The sequence below is a fragment of the Lysobacter sp. FW306-1B-D06B genome (genome assembly GCF_038446665.1).
Classification (GTDB): domain Bacteria; phylum Pseudomonadota; class Gammaproteobacteria; order Xanthomonadales; family Xanthomonadaceae; genus Lysobacter_J.
In genome coordinates, this window is the sequence record NZ_CP151802.1 from 4,080,066 (window position 1) to 4,097,866 (window position 17,801).

At 68.6% G+C, this 17,801-nt stretch carries 19 protein-coding genes; all 19 read left to right on the forward strand.

Annotated elements, in window-relative coordinates; all coding sequences use genetic code 11:
• Positions 1 to 333: 333 nt before the first annotated feature.
• The 19 genes from AAFF32_RS18885 (at position 334) to AAFF32_RS18975 (ending at position 17,798) form a co-directional block, all read left to right on the forward strand.
• Complete coding sequence (locus AAFF32_RS18885) at positions 334 to 1,524, forward strand: flagellin (protein WP_342316013.1); 1,191 nt, start codon at positions 334 to 336, stop codon at positions 1,522 to 1,524.
• A gap of 169 nt (positions 1,525 to 1,693) precedes the next feature.
• Positions 1,694 to 3,022 (forward strand): flagellar filament capping protein FliD, encoded by a 1,329-nt coding sequence (gene fliD, locus AAFF32_RS18890; RefSeq protein WP_342316014.1) that lies wholly within the window; start codon positions 1,694 to 1,696, stop codon positions 3,020 to 3,022.
• Positions 3,023 to 3,051: 29 nt separating this feature from the next.
• On the forward strand, positions 3,052 to 3,447 hold the full coding sequence (gene fliS / locus AAFF32_RS18895; RefSeq protein WP_216963886.1) for a flagellar export chaperone FliS: 396 nt from the start codon (positions 3,052 to 3,054) through the stop codon (positions 3,445 to 3,447).
• The gene (locus AAFF32_RS18900; RefSeq protein ID WP_216963889.1) at positions 3,444 to 3,734 is read left to right on the forward strand and encodes a hypothetical protein; all 291 of its coding nucleotides are present in this window, start codon (positions 3,444 to 3,446) and stop codon (positions 3,732 to 3,734) included. Before fliS ends, AAFF32_RS18900 begins: the two co-directional genes overlap by 4 nt.
• Positions 3,731 to 4,291 carry a PilZ domain-containing protein gene (locus tag AAFF32_RS18905; protein ID WP_216963892.1) on the forward strand — a complete coding sequence of 187 codons (561 nt, stop codon included), beginning with the start codon at positions 3,731 to 3,733 and terminating at the stop codon, positions 4,289 to 4,291. Before AAFF32_RS18900 ends, AAFF32_RS18905 begins: the two co-directional genes overlap by 4 nt.
• 234 nt (positions 4,292 to 4,525) lie before the next feature.
• The gene (locus tag AAFF32_RS18910; protein ID WP_216964320.1) at positions 4,526 to 5,155 is read left to right on the forward strand and encodes a response regulator transcription factor; all 630 of its coding nucleotides are present in this window, start codon (positions 4,526 to 4,528) and stop codon (positions 5,153 to 5,155) included.
• Positions 5,156 to 5,715: 560 nt separating this feature from the next.
• Positions 5,716 to 5,919: a hypothetical protein gene (locus tag AAFF32_RS18915; protein WP_216963895.1), complete on the forward strand. Its 204-nt coding sequence runs from the start codon at positions 5,716 to 5,718 to the stop codon at positions 5,917 to 5,919.
• 332 nt (positions 5,920 to 6,251) lie between these two features.
• Entirely contained in the window at positions 6,252 to 7,640 is a 1,389-nt protein-coding gene (gene rpoN, locus AAFF32_RS18920; RefSeq protein WP_342316015.1) for an RNA polymerase factor sigma-54, read from the forward strand.
• A gap of 2 nt (positions 7,641 to 7,642) precedes the next feature.
• Positions 7,643 to 8,026: a response regulator transcription factor gene (locus AAFF32_RS18925; protein WP_216963901.1), complete on the forward strand. Its 384-nt coding sequence runs from the start codon at positions 7,643 to 7,645 to the stop codon at positions 8,024 to 8,026.
• On the forward strand, positions 8,023 to 9,495 hold the full coding sequence (locus tag AAFF32_RS18930; RefSeq protein ID WP_216963903.1) for a sigma-54 dependent transcriptional regulator: 1,473 nt from the start codon (positions 8,023 to 8,025) through the stop codon (positions 9,493 to 9,495). Before AAFF32_RS18925 ends, AAFF32_RS18930 begins: the two co-directional genes overlap by 4 nt.
• 380 nt (positions 9,496 to 9,875) lie before the next feature.
• Positions 9,876 to 10,001, forward strand: coding sequence for a hypothetical protein (locus AAFF32_RS18935; protein ID WP_342316018.1), 126 nt, complete (start codon positions 9,876 to 9,878; stop codon positions 9,999 to 10,001).
• Between the two features lie 50 nt (positions 10,002 to 10,051).
• A complete protein-coding gene (locus AAFF32_RS18940; RefSeq protein ID WP_342316020.1) occupies positions 10,052 to 10,255 on the forward strand; it encodes a hypothetical protein in 204 nt (67 codons plus the stop codon).
• Between the two features lie 352 nt (positions 10,256 to 10,607).
• Positions 10,608 to 10,967, forward strand: a complete 360-nt coding sequence (gene fliE, locus AAFF32_RS18945; RefSeq protein WP_216963907.1) for a flagellar hook-basal body complex protein FliE — start codon at positions 10,608 to 10,610, stop codon at positions 10,965 to 10,967.
• A gap of 193 nt (positions 10,968 to 11,160) precedes the next feature.
• Positions 11,161 to 12,849 (forward strand): flagellar basal-body MS-ring/collar protein FliF, encoded by a 1,689-nt coding sequence (fliF, locus tag AAFF32_RS18950; RefSeq protein WP_342316021.1) that lies wholly within the window; start codon positions 11,161 to 11,163, stop codon positions 12,847 to 12,849.
• A gap of 10 nt (positions 12,850 to 12,859) precedes the next feature.
• Positions 12,860 to 13,846 (forward strand): flagellar motor switch protein FliG, encoded by a 987-nt coding sequence (gene fliG, locus AAFF32_RS18955; RefSeq protein WP_216964322.1) that lies wholly within the window; start codon positions 12,860 to 12,862, stop codon positions 13,844 to 13,846.
• 26 nt (positions 13,847 to 13,872) lie between these two features.
• Entirely contained in the window at positions 13,873 to 14,475 is a 603-nt protein-coding gene (locus AAFF32_RS18960; protein WP_216964324.1) for a FliH/SctL family protein, read from the forward strand.
• 169 nt (positions 14,476 to 14,644) lie between these two features.
• Positions 14,645 to 16,045 (forward strand): flagellar protein export ATPase FliI, encoded by a 1,401-nt coding sequence (gene fliI / locus AAFF32_RS18965; RefSeq protein ID WP_216963911.1) that lies wholly within the window; start codon positions 14,645 to 14,647, stop codon positions 16,043 to 16,045.
• Positions 16,042 to 16,506 carry a flagellar export protein FliJ gene (fliJ, locus tag AAFF32_RS18970; protein WP_216963913.1) on the forward strand — a complete coding sequence of 155 codons (465 nt, stop codon included), beginning with the start codon at positions 16,042 to 16,044 and terminating at the stop codon, positions 16,504 to 16,506. The genes fliI and fliJ overlap by 4 nt, the downstream gene beginning before the upstream one ends.
• Positions 16,506 to 17,798, forward strand: coding sequence for a flagellar hook-length control protein FliK (locus AAFF32_RS18975; protein ID WP_342316024.1), 1,293 nt, complete (start codon positions 16,506 to 16,508; stop codon positions 17,796 to 17,798). Before fliJ ends, AAFF32_RS18975 begins: the two co-directional genes overlap by 1 nt.
• The last annotated feature ends 3 nt before the right edge of the window (positions 17,799 to 17,801 follow it).

Below are 17,801 nucleotides of genomic sequence, written 5' to 3' on the forward strand. Positions count from 1 at the left end.
TCCCGCCAAAGCGGGAATCCAGTGCCTTCATGACGCCTCAAGTCGCTGGATTCCCGCTTTCGCGGGAATGACGGTGAGGAGGCAGCGGCTCGAAGCGGTTCCCGCCGCCCAGCGCCGGGGTCGTCAAGGGTCAAACCGTGATTCCCCCCCACGAATCCCGAATCTCGACTCCCGAATCCCCGCTTGTGTCAACCAGGAGCTAAAGGTTTCCCCAAGGGCACCGATATCTAGGTCAGCAGCGGCAAGGGCCGGCAACACCGACCAACCACTGCGGTCTTGCCGGCCGGCGAAGTGCTTCGCCGGTGCCCTAACCGAAACCTACGGAGAATCACCATGGCACAAGTCATCAACAGCAACGTGATGTCGCTCAATGCCCAGCGCAACCTGGGCACCAACAGCGCCAGCCTCGGCACCACCATCCAGCGTCTGTCGTCGGGCCTGCGCATCAACAGCGCGAAGGACGACGCCGCCGGTCTCGCAATCTCCGAGCGCTTCAGCACCCAGATCCGCGGTCTCGACGTCGCCGTGCGCAACGCCAACGACGGCATCTCGCTGGCCCAGTCGGCCGAAGGCGCGATGGTCGAGATCGGCAACAACCTGCAGCGCGTTCGCGAACTGGCCGTGCAGTCGGCCAACGCCACCAACTCGCAGTCCGACCGTGACGCGCTGAACGCCGAAGTCACGCAGCTGGTCGCCGAAATCGACCGCGTCGCCAACCAGACCAACTTCAACGGCACCAAGCTGCTCGACGGCTCCTTCGCCGGCGCGCTGTTCCAGGTCGGCGCCAACTCCGGCCAGACGATCGGCATCAACAGCATCGTCAATGCGCAGTCGAAGGAACTGGGCAGCACGGTGTTCGCCGCCGACATCGCCGGCGCCGCGATCGTCCCGGGCGACCTGACGGCCGACCCGAACGACGCCAGCAAGCTGCTCGTCACCGGCGCCACCGTCAACGGCGTCGACGTCGGCGACATCAGCGTGGCCGCCGATGCCACGGCCGGCGACATCGCCAAGGCCACCGCTTCGGCCATCAACTCGAAGATGGACCAGACCGGCGTGTACGCCAAGCTCAACGACACCGGCGACGGCGTGGTGCTGACGGCCATCAAGGCCGACACCAACATCGAGACCACGGGTCTGGACGATGTGGGCGTGGTCGCCGCCGATGACGTCGTCATCGACCTGACCGACAACACCACCTTCTCTCGCGTCCACGCCTCGGACCTGGACATCACCAGCTTCGACGGCGCCCAGCGTGCGCTGGAGATCGTCGACAAGTCGCTGACCGGCGTGAACTCGGCCCGCGCCGACATGGGTGCGATCCAGAACCGCTTCACCTCGACCATCGCCAACCTGCAGGCGACGAGCGAGAACCTGACCGCTTCGCGCAGCCGCATCCGCGACGCCGACTACGCGAAAGAAACCGCCGAGCTGACCCGCACGCAGATCCTGCAGCAGGCCGGCACCGCGATGCTCGCGCAGGCCAACGCCGTACCGCAGAACGTCCTCAGCCTGCTGGGCTGATCCACCGCCAGACGGGGCGCGAGATCCGCGTCCCGATGGCACCCTGGCGGGATGCGCGCGAACGCATCCCGCCGGTTCTTTTCCGCAAGGAGTTGCCATGACCGCTCATCGTTCGCCCCGTTCCACGCCGCGCATCGCGGCCCACGGTTCACGCGGAAGGTAAGCGGTCATGGCCATTTCCACGCTCGGCTCGGGCATCGATATTCCTTCGCTGGTCTCGCAACTGGTCGCGGCCGAACGCGCGCCTGTCGAGAACCGCATCGCCCGCGGTGAAACCGCCGCCAAGACCCAGCTTTCGGCCATCGGTGCGCTCAAGGGCGCCTTCTCCGGCCTGAAGACCGCGCTGGACAAGTTGCGCAAGGAAGACGGCACCAACGCGCGCATCACCAACGTGCCCGAGAAGGCCGGCTTCACCGCCACCGCCGCGACGTCGGCGGCGGTGGGCGAGTACGACATCGAAGTGGTCAGCCTGGCCACGGCGCACAAGCTGACCTCGGCCGGCAAACCGGCCGAGACGAAGATCGGCACCGGCAAGCTCATCATCGAGGCCGGCGACGAGAAGATCGAAGTCGAGATCAAGGAAGGCCGCAACACGATGGCCGACATCCGCAGCGCGATCAACGCCGCCGCTGCGGGCAAGGGCGTGAGCGCCAGCCTGGTCAACGCCGACGATGGCCAGCACCTGGTGCTGACGGCCAACGACACGGGCACCGAAGGCAAGCTGCGCATCACCACCACCGGTGGCGACGGCGGGCTTTCCGCGCTGGTCTACGACCCCGGCGTGCAGACCTCGATGACCGAGACCGTCAAGGCCGCCGACGCCAAGGTGGTCGTCGACGGCATGGAGCGCACCTCCAGCAGCAACAACATCACCGACCTGCTGCCCGGCGTCACGCTGACGCTGAAGGAAGCCAAGCCGGACGAGACGTTCACGCTCAAGGTCTCCACCGACGACGCCGCGCTCAAGACGACGCTCCAGTCCTTCATCAGCGCCTACAACACGGCGATCGGGCTGACCAAGTCCGTCACCGCGTACAACGCCGAGACCAAGACCAGTTCGGCGCTCACCGGCGACAGCATGGTGCGCGGCCTGCAGGCGCAGCTGCGCACGATGGCCAGCGAAAATGTGGTTGCGCTCAAGGACCTGGGCGTGAAGATCAACACCGACGGCACGCTGACGCTCAACACCGCCGACATGACCAAGGCGCTGGCCGAGGATCCGGGCGCGCTGTCGCGCCTGTTCGGCGGCGAGGAGGGCTACGGCGCCAAGCTCGAAGACATGCTCGGCTCGGTGCTGGAAGACAACGGCCTGTTCGATTCGCGCAGCGACAGCCTCAACGCGCGCCTGAAGACCTACAACACGCAATACGAAGACCTGGACCGCCGCATGGAATCGCTGAAGACCCGCTACACCGCGCAGTTCACCGCGATGGAGCAGATGGTCACGCAGTTGCAGGGCAGCAGCGGCTTCCTGGCCCAGCAACTCGGTTCGCTGTAATCCAGCCGACGTCACCCCGGAGATCCACCATGCTCGGCAGCCACCGCAACTACGCCAACCAGTACCGCAGCACCGGCGTCAGCGCCGCCGTGCTCGAAGCCGACCCGCACCGCCTCGTCGCGCTGATGCTCTCCGGCGCGCGCGATCGCATCCGCCTGGCCGGCGCCTGCCTGGAACGCGGCGACATCCCGCGCAAGGCCAAGGCCATCAGCGATGCCAGCGGCCTGATCACCGGCCTCAACGGCGCGCTCAACCTGGAAGCCGGCGGTGAGATCGCCGCGGGTCTGCAGTCGCTGTACGACTACGCGCAGCAGCGCCTGCTGTCGGCCAACGCCGACAACGACGCCGGCGCGCTGGGCGAAGTGGACGCGCTGCTGGGCGACATCGAGTCGGCCTGGCTCGCCATCGCGCCGAAGACGCCGTGAGCGTCGCCGTTCCCGTCCTGCCCGAATCCGAAGTGCGCGCGGCGATGCATGCCGAGCACTGGGAGCGCGCGTTCGAGCTGCTGGCCGAACACGACCGCGAACTGCGCCAGGCGCTGGAATCGGTGGACCTGACGAAAACCTCCGCCGCGCCGTGGCGCGAACTGCTGGAGCGCCAGACCGCGCTGCTGCACGACCTGAGCGTGGTGCGCGACGAAACCGCCGCGATCCTTGCCCGCATGGGCCGCGAGCGTCGCGGCGCCCTCGCCTACCGGACCCTGGCCGGATGACGCCGCAGGACGCCGACGTCGCACTCTTCGACGGCGTGCTCGCGCACGAAGACCGCCGCCCGGCGGCGTTCCTGCCCGGAGGCCTGGACCCGGCCTCCGCGCACGGCAGCGCCGCGCGCGCGGAAATGCTGCTGGCTTCGCTCGCCCTGAGCGAACGGGTGCGCGGCGACGACGCCGATGCCGACGCCGAACCCTCCGCCGCCCTGCAACGCGTGGAAGCGAAGGTGGACCTGCTGCTGGGCCTGGTCGGCGCGATGCTGCGCGATCGCGGCGACGTTCCGCCGACCGCGCTGCTGCGCTGGTCCACGCGCGGCGCGCGCATCGACGTGCACGGCGATGCCATCGCCATCCAGCCCGGCGCCCGCGGCGTGCTGCGCGTGCAACCGGCCGACTGGCTGCCGGACTGCATCGAGCTGCCCGCCCGTGTGCTGGCCAGCGACGGCCGCCACGCCTGGGTCGCCTTCGACGCATTGCCGGCCTCACTGGCCGAGGCGCTGGAGCGGCACCTGTTCCTGCTCCACCGCCGCCAGGTGGCGGAAACCCGCCGCCAGCGCTGAGGCCACAGAGCCCGCAGACTCGAGCCCCTCTCCCGTTCACGGGAGAGGGTTTGGGGTGAGGGCAAACCGCGGACCACCCCATACCACCCCGTCCGGTACCCCGGCGCACGGTGGAACATTTGTCGGGCCCGTCACATTCCTTGCGTGAACGAATGGTCCCTCCGCGTCACCTCCGCTAAGGTGCCCCGAACGGAAGCTGGATGCTTTGGGGAACGGAAGTTGGGCTCGGGGCTGTTGCGTGTACTGATCTGCGATGACCACACGCTGGTCCGTGCGGGCCTTCGTCGCCTGCTGGAATCGTTCGCGGATATCGAAGTCGTAGCGGAGGCCGCCAACGCGGACCAGGCCGTCGTCGGCTCACGCCAGCACCAGCCCGACATCGTCCTGCTCGACCTGTCCATGCCGGGCCGCAGCGGTTTCGAGGCCCTGGTCGAACTGCGCCGCGACCACCCCACCTGCCGGGTGGTGGTGATGTCGATGCACGACGACCCCACCCACGTGCGCGAGGCCCTGTCGCGTGGCGCCAGCGGATTCGTCGTCAAGGAAGCCGCGCCGGCCGAGCTGGAAATCGCCATCCGCGCCGCCGCGGCCGGCCGCACCTATCTGAGCCCGCAGGTCTCCGCGCCGCAGTTGTTCGCGCGTCCCCGCAGCGAGGAAGGCATCGACTCCCTGCCGCCGCGCCAGCGCGAGATCCTGGCTGCCCTCGGCGCAGGCCGCACCAGCAAGCAGATCGCCGCCGACCTGGGCATCAGCGTCAAGACGGTGGAGACCCACCGCGCCCGCATCATGGCCACCCTCGGCTGCCGCAACGCGATCGAACTGCTGCGCATGGCGATGCGGTTGCATGATCGGCCGAGTGCCTGACGTCTGACTCCTCACGCCTGATCGCGTTGCGTCCGCGCGCGTTCCCGCTTCGCCTGCCCTCACCCCAACCCCTCTCCCGCAAGCGGGAGAGGGGCTAGGCATGTCGTCATCCGGGCGACGGACTGCGGTTACCCGTCTCGACCAAGACCTAACCGAAACCGTCATCCCCGCGAAGGCGAGAATCCCAGGCCCGGAGCCTCCCCACCCACAAGTCGTCATCCCCGCGAAGGCGGGGATCCAGGCTCGCACGCATCAAGCCTTTCGAAGGCCGGAGTGGATCGGATACATGGAGGGTGCCGCCATTCGGCGGCCCGAAAGACCCCGCCTTCGCGGGAATGACGGTGAAGTGGTTTACCGCAGAGGGAGTGCCCGGATGCTGCGGGCCTGGATCCCGGCCTTCGCCGGGATGACGGTGGATTTGCTGTGGCTACGGTGGATTTGCTGTCGCTGTTGCTGTTGCTGTTGCTGTTGCTGTTGCTGTTGCTGTCGAACAGCCTTTCAGGTCCCTAGCCCCGAAGGGCGCCGCACATGGATGTGCGGCGGTGAGCGCTGAGCCATGGATGGCGAATCGCGAACGCGCCCTTGCTCCTTCCGGTCGTGGGATTGGGGTGTCAAGGAAGGCCCTTTCTTTTGGTTACTTTTCTTTGGGCAAGCAAAGAAAAGTGACCCGAGCGGCGCAGCCGATCGGAAGCTTTGTTGTTGCTCCTTCTTTGAGAAGCCTGAGAAAGCCAAATCAAAATGGATTCCAGCTTTCGCTGGAATGACGGGGACAGGGCCCGCCGTCATCGAAGCGCCCCTCGTATCGCGCCAACCCCCATTCTGGCCCGCCCCTTGCAACCCTCCACCCGCCCCCGCCTCCCCGCGCCAACGGATCGTCACAAACCCCAACAGTGACGGATGCACGCGTGCCCCATCGCGTCACTGCATGACGCATCCGCACACGGCCAGCCGGAAACACGTCGCAATGTCAGGGTTACCCCGACACGCCTACAGGTATTCCCCGGCGTATGTCCGGGCTCGCCCCGATTAGTTTCCCGTCACCTTCACATCACGATGACTTCCGTGGCCGCCGGCTCCGGCGGATGGGGACACAACCGTGAAAGCTGTGATGAGCCCGAAGCTCGGGCTGGGCGTCAACCTGACGCCGCAACTTCTGCAATCGATCCGCCTCCTGCAGCTCACCGCGCCGCAGCTCGAACTCGAGCTTCGCCAGGCGCTGGAGCGCAATCCGCTGCTGGAACAGGACGAGGCCGAGGACGGTGGCGTCGACGCCACCGTCGATGCGCAGCTGGAAACCGCGGCATGGGACGAACTGCCCGAACCCTCGTTCGTCTCCGGCGGCAGCGCCGGCGGCGATTTCGACGACGACTCGGCCGCGCGCATCGCCGACGGGGAGTCGAGCGATCCGCGCCTGCGCCTGCTGAAGTCGCTGTCCCTGCAGTGGAACGCGCGCGATCTCGAACTGGCCGCCTGGTGGCTGGACCAGTGCGACGACCGCGGCTACCTGGAAGCCCCGCTCGACGAACTGCACCTGCTCGGTGCCAGCACCTGCAATGTCGATGCCAGCGAACTGGAAATCGTCCGCCAGCGCCTGCTGCACGGCGAATGGCCCGGCGTGGCGTCGTGCGATGCCGGTGAGTGCCTGCGCGCGCAGCTGTCGATGCTGCCCGAATCGGCCGGACGCACGCTGGCGTCGCGCATTCTGCGCGACCACGTCGACCTGCTGGCGATGCACGACGAAGCCGCACTCGCCAAGGCGCTGCAGGCCGACACCAACGCCGTGCGCGACGCCATCACGCTGATCCTCACGCTGCGCGCGCATCCCATCGAGGACGCGCCGGCTAGCGATCGCGACGTCGTCATTCCCGACGTCGTCGCCTGGCGCGCCGACGGCCGCTGGCATGTCGCGCTCAACCAGCGTTCCACGCCGCGCGTGCGCATCGCCTCGCATTGCGAACGCGCCCTGGCCGATGCGCCCGGCGACGTGTCCGCGCTGCGCGGCCTGCTCGACGAAGCCCGCTGGCTGGTGCGCGGCGTGGCGATGCGCAACGACACCCTGCTGCGCACCACGCAGGTGCTGGTCGAACGCCAGCGCGCGTATCTGGAACGCGGCGACGAGGCCATCGCGCCGCTGACGCTGCGCGAGGTCGCCGACGCCATCGGCATGCACGAATCCACCGTCTCGCGCATCACCACCGGCAAGTACCTGCAGATGCCGCGCGGCACGCTGGAACTCAAGCGCCTGTTCGCGGTGCGCCTGGACGGCGCGGACGTGTCCGGCAGCGCGGTCAAGGCGATGGTCAAGCGCCTGATCGACGACGAGCCCGTGCACGCCCCGCTGGCCGACGACACCATCGCCGGCCTGCTCGCCCGCCAGGGCGTGCGCGTGGCGCGACGCACCGTTGCCAAGTACCGTGACCAGCTGGCCATCGCGCCGGCGCGCCAGCGCCGCCGCCCGGCCGTCGCAATGGCAAAGGCAGGCTGATCATGCGTGAACTTCGAATCCTCATCGTCGACGACCACCCCGGCTTCATCAGCGCGGCGATCCGCCACCTGCGCCGCCAACCGTGGGCGAACGTCATCGGCACCGCCGGCAACGGCATCGAAGCCATCACCCAGTGCGAGACGCTGCGTCCCGACGTGGTGCTGATGGACATGGCGATGCCGGAGATGGGCGGCCTGCAGGCCGCGCGCCTGATCAAGGCGCAAGACGAGCCGCTGCCCTACATCGTCATCGCCAGCCATTTCGACGACACCGAGCACCGCGAGCACGCCCTGCGCGCCGGCGCCGATGCCTTCGTCAGCAAGCTGGCCTACATACAGGACGTGCTCCCGCTGCTGGAGCGCCTTGCCACGGAAGACACGCCATGAGCGAATCGCGAATCCTCCTGATCGACAACGACATGGTGCGCGCCGAACGCGTCGCCACGCTGCTGGAGTTCATGGACTTCACTCCCCGCATCGCGGCCGATGCGAGCGAGATCAACCTCGAGCGCGCGCGCGCCACCGACTGGGTCGCGGTCATCGCCGGCGACATCGGCGACGGCGAAGCCTGGGAGCGTTTCGCCGCATGGATCGGCGCGCAGCCGATGCACCCGCCGGTGCTGGAACTGCCCTGCCACGACGACAACGCCGCGTGGCGTGCGCAGGTGCATCCGGATCAGGTGTGGGCGCTGGACTATCCGATCCGACGCACCCAATTGCAGGACGTGCTGCGCCGCGCCAGCCTCAAGCGTCTGGACGACGACGCGCGCCGCGAGATCCCGCAGGTCGGCCCGACCGGTCGCAGCGCCGCCGTGCTGCGTCTGAACCGCATGATCGACCAGGTCGCCGCCTTCGACACCACCGTGTTGATCCTCGGCGAATCCGGCACCGGCAAGGAGGTCGCCGCGCGCGCCATCCACGCGCGCTCGCCGCGTCGCGACAAGCCGTTCGTCGCGATCAACTGCGGCGCGATCCCGCCGGACCTGCTGGAAAGCGAACTGTTCGGACACGAGAAAGGCGCCTTCACCGGCGCGCTGACGCAGCGCAAGGGCCGCTTCGAGATGGCCGAAGGCGGCACGCTGCTGCTGGACGAAATCGGCGACATGCCGATGGCGATGCAGGTGAAGCTGCTGCGCGTGCTGCAGGAACGCTGCTTCGAGCGCGTCGGCGGCACCAGCACGATGAAGTGCAACGTGCGCGTCATCGCCGCCACGCACCGCAACCTGGAAGCGCACATCGCGCAGGGCAAGTTCCGCGAGGACCTGTTCTACCGCCTCAACGTGTTCCCCATCGAAATGCCGTCGCTGCGCGAACGCGCCGCCGACCTGCCGGATCTGATCGGCGCGATCACGCGCCAGCTCTCCGACGGCGGCCGCGGCCGCGTCAGCCTGGCGGGTGACGCGATCGCGATGCTCCAGCAGTACGCATGGCCGGGCAATGTGCGCGAGCTGAGCAACCTGCTGGAACGTCTGTCGGTGCTGCATCCGGGCGGCCTGGTGCGCGCCGACGATCTTCCGGCGCGTTACCGCTGCCAGCTGCCGGCCGAAACACTGGCGGCGATCGACAGCATTCCCGCCGAGGAGCCCGCGCCGGTGATGGCCCTGCTGCGCGAAGCCGACGCGACGCCGGACCCGTCCACGCTGTCCCCGACCACGACGCTGCCGCCGCAGGGCATCGACCTGCGCGGCCACATCGCCAACATCGAACTCGACCTGATCCGCGCCGCCCTGGCCCAGACCGGCGGCGTCGTCGCCCACGCCGCCCCGCTGCTCGGCCTGCGCCGCACGACGCTGGTGGAGAAGCTGCGCAAGTACGGGATCGAGCGCGACACGATGGAGCTGGTATCGGGGTTCTGAGCGGGCCTTTTGCGGGCGGGGGATGTTAGCGCTCGCGTTGTTGGGGTCGGGATTCGGGATTCGGGATTCGGGATTCGGGATTCGGGATTCGGGATTCGGGATTCGGGATTCGGGATTCGGGAAAGCGTCTCCGAAGCCGTCATCCCGGCGAAGGCCGGGATCCAGGCTGTCACGTTGTCCGACGTATCACGTCATTCCAGCGAAAGCTGGAATCCATGTTGCTGTTGCTGTTCATAGGCAGCGGGCAAGCGTGAAAAGTCCCTGGATTCCCGCCTTCGCGGGAATGACGGTGAAGTGGTTTACCGCAGAGGGAGTGCCCGGATGCTGCGGGCCTGGATCCCGGCCTTCGCCGGGATGACGGTGGATTTGCTGTGGCTACGGTGGATTTGCTGTTGCTGTTGTTGCTGTTGTTGCTGTTGTTGCTGTTGTTGCTGTTGCTGTTGCTGCTGATACTTCTGTTGCTGTTGCTGTTGCTGTTGCTGTCGAACAGCCTTTCAGGTCCCTAGCCCCGAAGGGCGCCGCACATGGATGTGCGGCGGTGAGCGCTGAGCCATGGATGGCGAATCGCGAACGCGCCCTTGCTCCTTCCGGGCGTGGGATTGGGGTGTCAAGGAAGGCCCTTTCTTTTGGTTACTTTTCTTTGGGCAAGCAAAGAAAAGTGACCCGAGCGGCGCAGCCGATCGGAAGCCTTGCTATTGCTCCTTCATTGAGAAGCCTAAGAAAGCCAAATCAAAATGGATTCCAGCTTTCGCTGGAATGACGGTGACCGGGTTCGCCGTTATCGGAGTGCCCATGTGCTGCCGGCCTGGATCCCGGCCCTTCGACCAGCTCAGGACAGGCCTTCGCCGGGATGACGATGAGGTGGATTGCCCAAAGAAGGAGTGCCCGCGCGTTACGGGCCTGGGTCCCGGCCTTCGCCGGGATGACGATCAAGAACGGCGGCAACCGCGACGGCCGAACGGATCGCGGCCTTCGTCATCGAGACGGCGACTGGTTCCGTCGCGCCAGCGACCCGACACCCACCCCGCACCCCGCGCCAGAAACCCGTTCATGAATCCGTGGCACGCCGCTTGCCTGTACCTGGCAGAACCCCACGCGGCACGGCACGAACCATGACCGATGCGATCTCCTCAATCATGTCCCAGATCCGCGCGCACGAAATGCGCATGCGCGGGCCGGACGCCGCGCCGGGCAATGCCATCGCCCCGTCGGCGCTGGCACCGGGGGCGGCCGGGGCGGCGCAGGGCGCGCCGGGATTCCAGCAGACGCTCAGCCATGCCATCGACAGCGTCAGCCGCGCGCAGAACACCAGCGGCGCATTGCAGCAAGCGTTCGAACTGGGCGATCCGCGCGCCGACCTGGCGCGCGTGATGGTCGCCATGCAGCAGTCGCAGGTCGCCTTCCGCGCCACGGTGGAAGTGCGCAACCGGCTGGTGCAGGCGTATCAGGACGTGATGAACATGCCGGTGTGATGAAACCGGGATTCGGGATTCGGGATTCGGGATTCGGGATTCGGGATTCGGGATTCGGGATTCGGGATTCGGGATTCGGGATTCGGGATTCGGGATTCGCAAGAGCAATGCACATGAGCCAGAAGACTTCCAGAACTGACACCTCCGCTTTTACGAATCCCTAATCCCGAATCACGAATCCCGGACAAGCAACATGGCCGTCATCACCCTCCCCAACCAGAACAAGCTGCGCGAACTGCGCGGGCTGCAGGACATCCCGGTGGTGCGGCAGCTGGGTCTGTTCGCGCTGGTGGCGTCGGTCATCGCGCTGGGCCTTTGGCTCTTCTTCTGGTCGCAGAAGCCGGACTACGTGCCGGTGTACGCGGGCCTGGATGCGAAGTCGACCAGCGAGGCCTCCGAGCTGCTCGCCACTTCGCAGATTCCGTTCCGCATCGATCCCGGTTCCGGCGCGCTGTCCGTCCCGCAGGAACAGCTCGGCCAGGCCAAGCTCGCGCTCGCCGCGGCCGGGTTGCCGGCCAAGACCGATTCGGGCTTCGACGCCATCAAGGGCGACCAGGGGTTCGGCACCAGCCAGTTCATCGAGAACGCGCGCTACCAGCACGCGCTGGAATCCGAACTGGCACGCACCATCGCCAACCTGCGCCCCGTGCGCGAAGCGCGCGTGCACCTGGCGATGCCCAAGCCGAGCGCGTTCACGCGGCAGAAGGAACCGGCGAGCGCCTCGGTGGTCCTGCAACTGCACAACGGATCCGCGCTCGAGCAGGGCCAGGTCGATGCGATCGTGCACCTGGTCGCGTCCAGCATTCCCGGGCTTCCGCCGGACCGCGTCACGGTGGTCGACCAGTACGGCCGCATGCTGTCCAACGTCGATCCGGATTCGGACGCGGCCATCAGCGCCAAGCAGTTCGACCAGCAGCATCGCCTGGAAGCCACCTACGTCCAGCGCATCCACGAACTGCTGGAACCGATGACCGGCAGCGGCCGCGTCAGCGCGCAGGTTAGCGTCGACATGGACTTCGCCCAGACCGAGGAAGCGCGCGAGATCTACGGCCCGCAGCAGCCGATGGTGCGCAGCGAGCAGCTGTCGGAATCCTCGGCCGGTGGCGGCAACACGGCACCGCAGGGCATTCCCGGCAGCGTGAGCAACACGCCCGCCGCGCCGGCGCAGGCCAACGCCGCCAACAACGCCGCGCAACCCAATGCCGCCGCCGTCGCCCAGCAACAGCAGCAGGCCGCATCGAACGGGCCGTCCTCGCGCAGCTCAGTTCGCAATTACGAAATCGATCGCACGCTAACCCACACCCGCCAGGGCCCGGGCCGTGTGCGCCGCGTCACCGCCGCAGTGCTGGTGGACAACGTCCCCGCCGCCGCGGGCAAGGACGGAAAGCCGGCGCTGCGCGCGCTCACCGATCCCGAACTCAAGCGCATCGAGTCGCTGGTGCAGCAGGCGGTGGGTTTCGATTCCCAGCGCGGCGACGCGGTGTCGGTGGTCAACGCGCCGTTCGCGCGCGACATCACCGACACCGGCGAATCCGACCAGCCGCCGCTGTGGGAACATCCGCGTGCGATGGAATTCCTGCGCATCGCCGTCGGCGGCCTGGTGGTGCTGGTGTTGATCGTCACCGTCCTGCGCCCGCTGTTCCGCCAGTTGATGGGCGGCAAGGCGATGGCCAAGCCGCAGCAGATCACCACCGCCACCGTCCTGCCGGACGACGAGGACGTGGCCGTTTCGCTGTCGGCGCCGACCGACGCCGCACCGGCCGCGCTGCCGCCGGGCGCGATGACCTTCGACGACAAACTGGAAGTGGCACGCACGGCGGTCAGCACCGACTCCAAGCGCGTGGCACAAGTGGTACGCGACTGGGTGGAATCCGATGCCTGACACGACCGGTCTGACAGGCGTACAGCGCGCCGCCGTCGTCCTGCTCTCGCTCGGCGAGCAGCAGGCCGCCGAAGTGCTCAAGCACATGAGCGCCAAGGAAGTGCAGAAGCTCGGCGTCGCCATGACTTCGGTCAGCGGCGTCTCGCGCGAATCCGTGGGCAAGGTGATCGACCAGTTCGTCGAGACCCTCGCCCAGCCCAGCGGTCTGGGTTCGGGCGCCGACGAATACGTGCGCGCCGTGCTGGTGCAGGCGCTGGGCGAGGAACGCGCGAGCAGCCTGATCGACCGCATCCTGCTGGGCCGCAACACCTCCGGCCTGGACACGCTCAAGTGGATGGAGCCGCGCGCGATCGCCGACCTGGTGCGCAACGAACACCCGCAGATCATCGCGATCGTGATGGCGCACCTGGAAAGCGACCAGGCCGCCGACGCACTCAAGTGCCTGCCCGACCGCGTGCGCGCCGACGTGCTGCTGCGCATCGCCACGCTCGACGGCATTCCGCCCAACGCACTCAATGAACTCAACGACGTGATGGCCCGCCAGTTCGCCGGCGCGCAGAACCTGAAGTCCTCGTCCGTCGGCGGCGTGAAGGTGGCGGCCAACATCCTCAACTTCATGGACTCCGGCCAGGACGAGATGATCCTGGGCACCATCGGCGAGATCGACAACGAACTGGGCGTGCGCATCCGCGACCTGATGTTCGTGTTCGACAACCTGGCCGAGATCGACGACCGCGCCATGCAGGCGCTGTTGCGCGAAGTGCCCAACGACAAGCTCGCCGTCGCCCTTCGCGGCGCCGAAGCAAAGGTGCGCGAGAAGATCACCTCCAACATGTCGCAGCGCGCGGCGGAAATCCTCGTGGAAGACATGGAAGCGCGCGGCCCGGTGCGGCTGGCGGAAGTCGAAGCGGCGCAGAAGGAAATCCTCGCGATGGTCCGCAAGATGGCCGACGCCGGCACGATCCAGCTGGCGGCCAAGGCCGAGGCGTTCGTATGAGCCTGACGGCGGCCTGGAACACCGAAATGGCCGGCGCCGTGCGCTGGACCGCGCCCGGCCTGGACGCGCCACCCGTCGAGCCGGTGGTCGAACTGCCGCCACCTCCCAGCGTGGAGCAGTTGCAGGCCATCGAGCAGGCCGCGCACGACCAGGGCTACGCCGACGGCCTGGCGCGCGGACACGCGGAAGGCTTCGCGACGGGGCAGGCCGAAGTGCGCCGGCTCGTCGCGCAGATCGAAGGCATCCTCGACGGCTTCACGCGCCCGCTCTCGCGACTGGACGATGAAGTTTCCGAAGCGCTGGCCGAACTGGCCGTGCGCGTCGCCGGTTCGCTGCTGGGCCCGGCGTACACCGCCGATCCTTCGCTGCTGGCCGACCTGGTGCGCGAAGCGCTCGACGCCGTCGGCAGCAGCCAGCGCGAAGTCGAACTGCGCCTGCACCCGGACGACATGGGCGTGCTGTATCCGCACCTGGCCGGCCTGGACGGCGTGCGCCTGACCAACGACAGCACGCTGGCGCGCGGCGAACTGCGCGTGCACAGCGACGGCGTGCGCATCGACGGCACGATGGCGGCGCGCTTGCAGGCGGTGCTGGAGAGCACGATTGCGGTGCATGGGGTGGCGCGATGATGGCAACGTCCCTCCCATCAAGCTTCTGCCCCTCCCCCTGCTTGCAGGGGGAGGTTGGGAGGGGGTTCGAGGCGCGCCAGCGCCGAGCTCGCCGCGTTGCGGCTTCGCAACCCCTCCCCCACCCTCCCCTGCACGCAGGGGAGGGAGACACAGCGCAGGGAGCTTCCGCATGACCACCCCCGCCTCCCACTGGCTCGACGCCCGCAACCTGCGCCTGGCCTCGCGCCTGGACGCCGCCGCGCCCAAACCGCAATCGATGGGCCTGGCGCGCGAAGGCGTGCTGCGCCGCGCCGTCGGCCTCACGCTCGAAGCGTCGGGCTGCAGCGCACCGCTCGGCTCGCGCTGCCGCGTGGAAACGCACGGCGGCGTGTGGGTCGATGCGGAAGTCGTCGGCTTCTCCGGCGACCGCACCTTCCTCATGCCCAGCGCGCACCTGGAAGGCCTGCTGCCGAACGCACGCGTGGTGCCCAGTCGTCAGCGCGGCGAAGTCGCCGTCGGCGAAGGCCTGCTCGGCCGCGTGATCGACAGCGACGGCGTGCCGCTCGACGGCCGCGGCCCGATACGCGCCGAACACTGGGTCGGCCTGGCCGGCAAATCCGTCAATCCGCTGATGCGCGAACCAATCACGCGTTCGCTCGACGTCGGCGTGCGCGCCATCAATTCATTGCTGCCCATCGGCCGCGGCCAGCGCGTGGGCCTGTTCGCCGGTTCCGGCGTCGGCAAGTCCACGCTGCTGGGCATGATGACCCGCTTCACCGCCGCCGACGTCATCGTCGTGGGCCTGATCGGCGAACGCGGCCGCGAAGTGCGCGATTTCGTCGAAGCCACGCTGGGCGAGGAAGGCCTGCGTCGCGCCGTCGTCGTTGCCGCACCCGCCGACCGCCCGCCGCTGGCGCGTCTGCACGGCGCGTTGCGCGCGACGGCCATCGCCGAGTGGTACCGCGATCAGGGCCTGCACGTCTTGCTGCTGATGGACTCGCTCACCCGCTACGCGCACGCGCAGCGCGAGATCGGCTTGTCGGTGGGCGAACCGCCGACCACGCGCGGCTACCCGCCCAGCGTGTTCGCGAAACTTCCGGCGCTGGTGGAACGCGCGGGCAACGGCGCCGACGGGCGCGGCTCGATCACCGCGTTCTACACCGTGCTCACCGAAGGCGACGATCAGCAGGAACCGATCGCCGATGCCGCGCGCGCAATCCTCGACGGCCACATCGTGCTCACGCGCCGCATCGCCGACGCGGGCCAATACCCGGCCATCGACGTGGAAGTCTCGGTGAGCCGCGTGATGCAGGACATCACCGACGCCCCGTGGCGCGAGCGCATCCGCAAGCTCAAGCGGCTGATGGCCGCCTACAACGCACAGCGCGACCTGATCGCCATCGGCGCCTACCAGCGCGGCAACGATCCGGTCGTCGACGAAGCGCTGGCGCGCTGGCCGGCGATCCTGAATTTCCTGGGACAGGACGTGAGCGAGGCCGCCGACGTGCAGGCCAGCCGCGATGCCCTCGCCCGCCTTCTTGACGATGTTCGTGAACCCACAGTCGCCACCGCGACGACGGAGACCGCATGACCCGTTCGCAACGCCTCGATCCCCTGCTGAACCTGATGCAGCAGCGCCAGGACGCCGCCGCCCGCGAAGTCGCCGACCGCGACCGCCAGTTGGCCGAGCAGGAACAGCGCCTGGACGCGCTGCGCCGCTACGCCGAGGAATACGCCGTCACGCCGAACGACGCGACCATCGCACCGGCGTTGCTGGCCAACCGCATCGCCTTCCGCGCCAAGCTCGAAACGGCGGTGGATCAGCAAAGCCGCATCGTCGACAGCAGCCGCCAGAACCGCGACGTCGAACGCGCGCGCTTGATGCTCGCCAGCCGCGACGCCAAGGTGATGGAGCAGTTGGCGGGAAGCTACCGCGCGCAGGAATCGCGCGTGGCCGAGCAGCGCGTGCAGCGCGAGCTGGACGATCTCGGCGCGCGCCGCAGCGTGCATGCCAACGCAAGTGGCAACGCCAGCGACGGAGCGACCGAGTGATGCAGACGTTCTCCGCCCTGCTCGCCGGCCAGCGCGCGGCCGGCGCCAACGGCACGCGCAATGGCGGCGCTTCGTCCACGACGCAGGACGACGCCGGTGCGTCCAGCGGGTTCGACCAGATGTTGCAGGCGCAGGGCGCGCGATCGGATTCCCGATCGTCGTCGCCTTCGCCTGCGTCCCGAACGCCGGAGTCCAGTCGCGCGGACGGCGCCCAACGGCCGCGCGACTCCGGCCCTTCGCGTCCGTCGCAGGACGCGTCGCAGAACGATTCGAAAGCAACCGAAGCCAAGCCGCGCGACAACGTGCGCGCTGAAGCGAGGGACGACGCGCCGCGCGAACCACGCAGCGCCGAAACGTCCGACACGCAGGGCGGCGAAGCGAGCGCGCCCGCCCACGACGACGCCACTGCCATCGCAACGGCCGAAGCGTCGCCGACGCCTGCGGCGAACGATGCCGCCGCACCCGCGCTGCCCGAGCAACTGCTGGCGCTGCTGAACGGCCTCGCCGGCGCGACCGCCGCCGCGCCCACGGCGACGACGGATGCATTGCCGGCCGCGCTGGCGCCGACCGCCCCGGATAACGCCGCCACCGGCGCGCAGGGCGCGACCACCGCGAAGCCGACGCTGCCGGCGCTTCCCACCGCATTGCCGGCGACGACGCCCGCGACGCCGGCCGAAGGCGACGCCACGGCCGCCTTCGCCGTGGCGATGGGCGCCGCGGTCTCCGCCGACGGCGATGCGAACGCGCCCGACGCGACCTTCGACACGGGCGCGATCGGCGAGGTCGGCGACACGGCCGCGACGCCGCCGCTGTCGGTTTCGAACGCCACGACGCATTCGCTGTCGCGCGCCACGGTCGCCGCGGTCATGGCGAACCAGCCGCTGGGCGTCGACAAGGGCTTCGAGGACGGCTTCGGTTCGCGCATCGCGTGGCTGGCCGACCAGAAGATCGGCCACGCGGAAATCCGCGTCACGCCGGATCATCTGGGCACGATCGACGTGCGCCTGCAGCTGGACGGCAATCGCGTCAACGCGGAATTCAACAGCGCCCAGGCCGAGGTCCGGCACGCGCTGGAGTCGAGCCTGCCGCGCCTGCGCGACATGCTCGGGCAGCAGGGCTTGCAGCTGGGGCATGCGGATGTCGGCCAGCGGCAGCCGGGGCAGCAGCAGGCGCCCGCGAACGGCCAACCCGGCCCCCTCGGCGGCGACGGTGCCGACAGCGCGGCCCATGCCGGCTGGACGCCCGGCCCGGCGGTGCGCGCCTCGCGCGGGTTGCTGGATGAGTACGCGTGACCG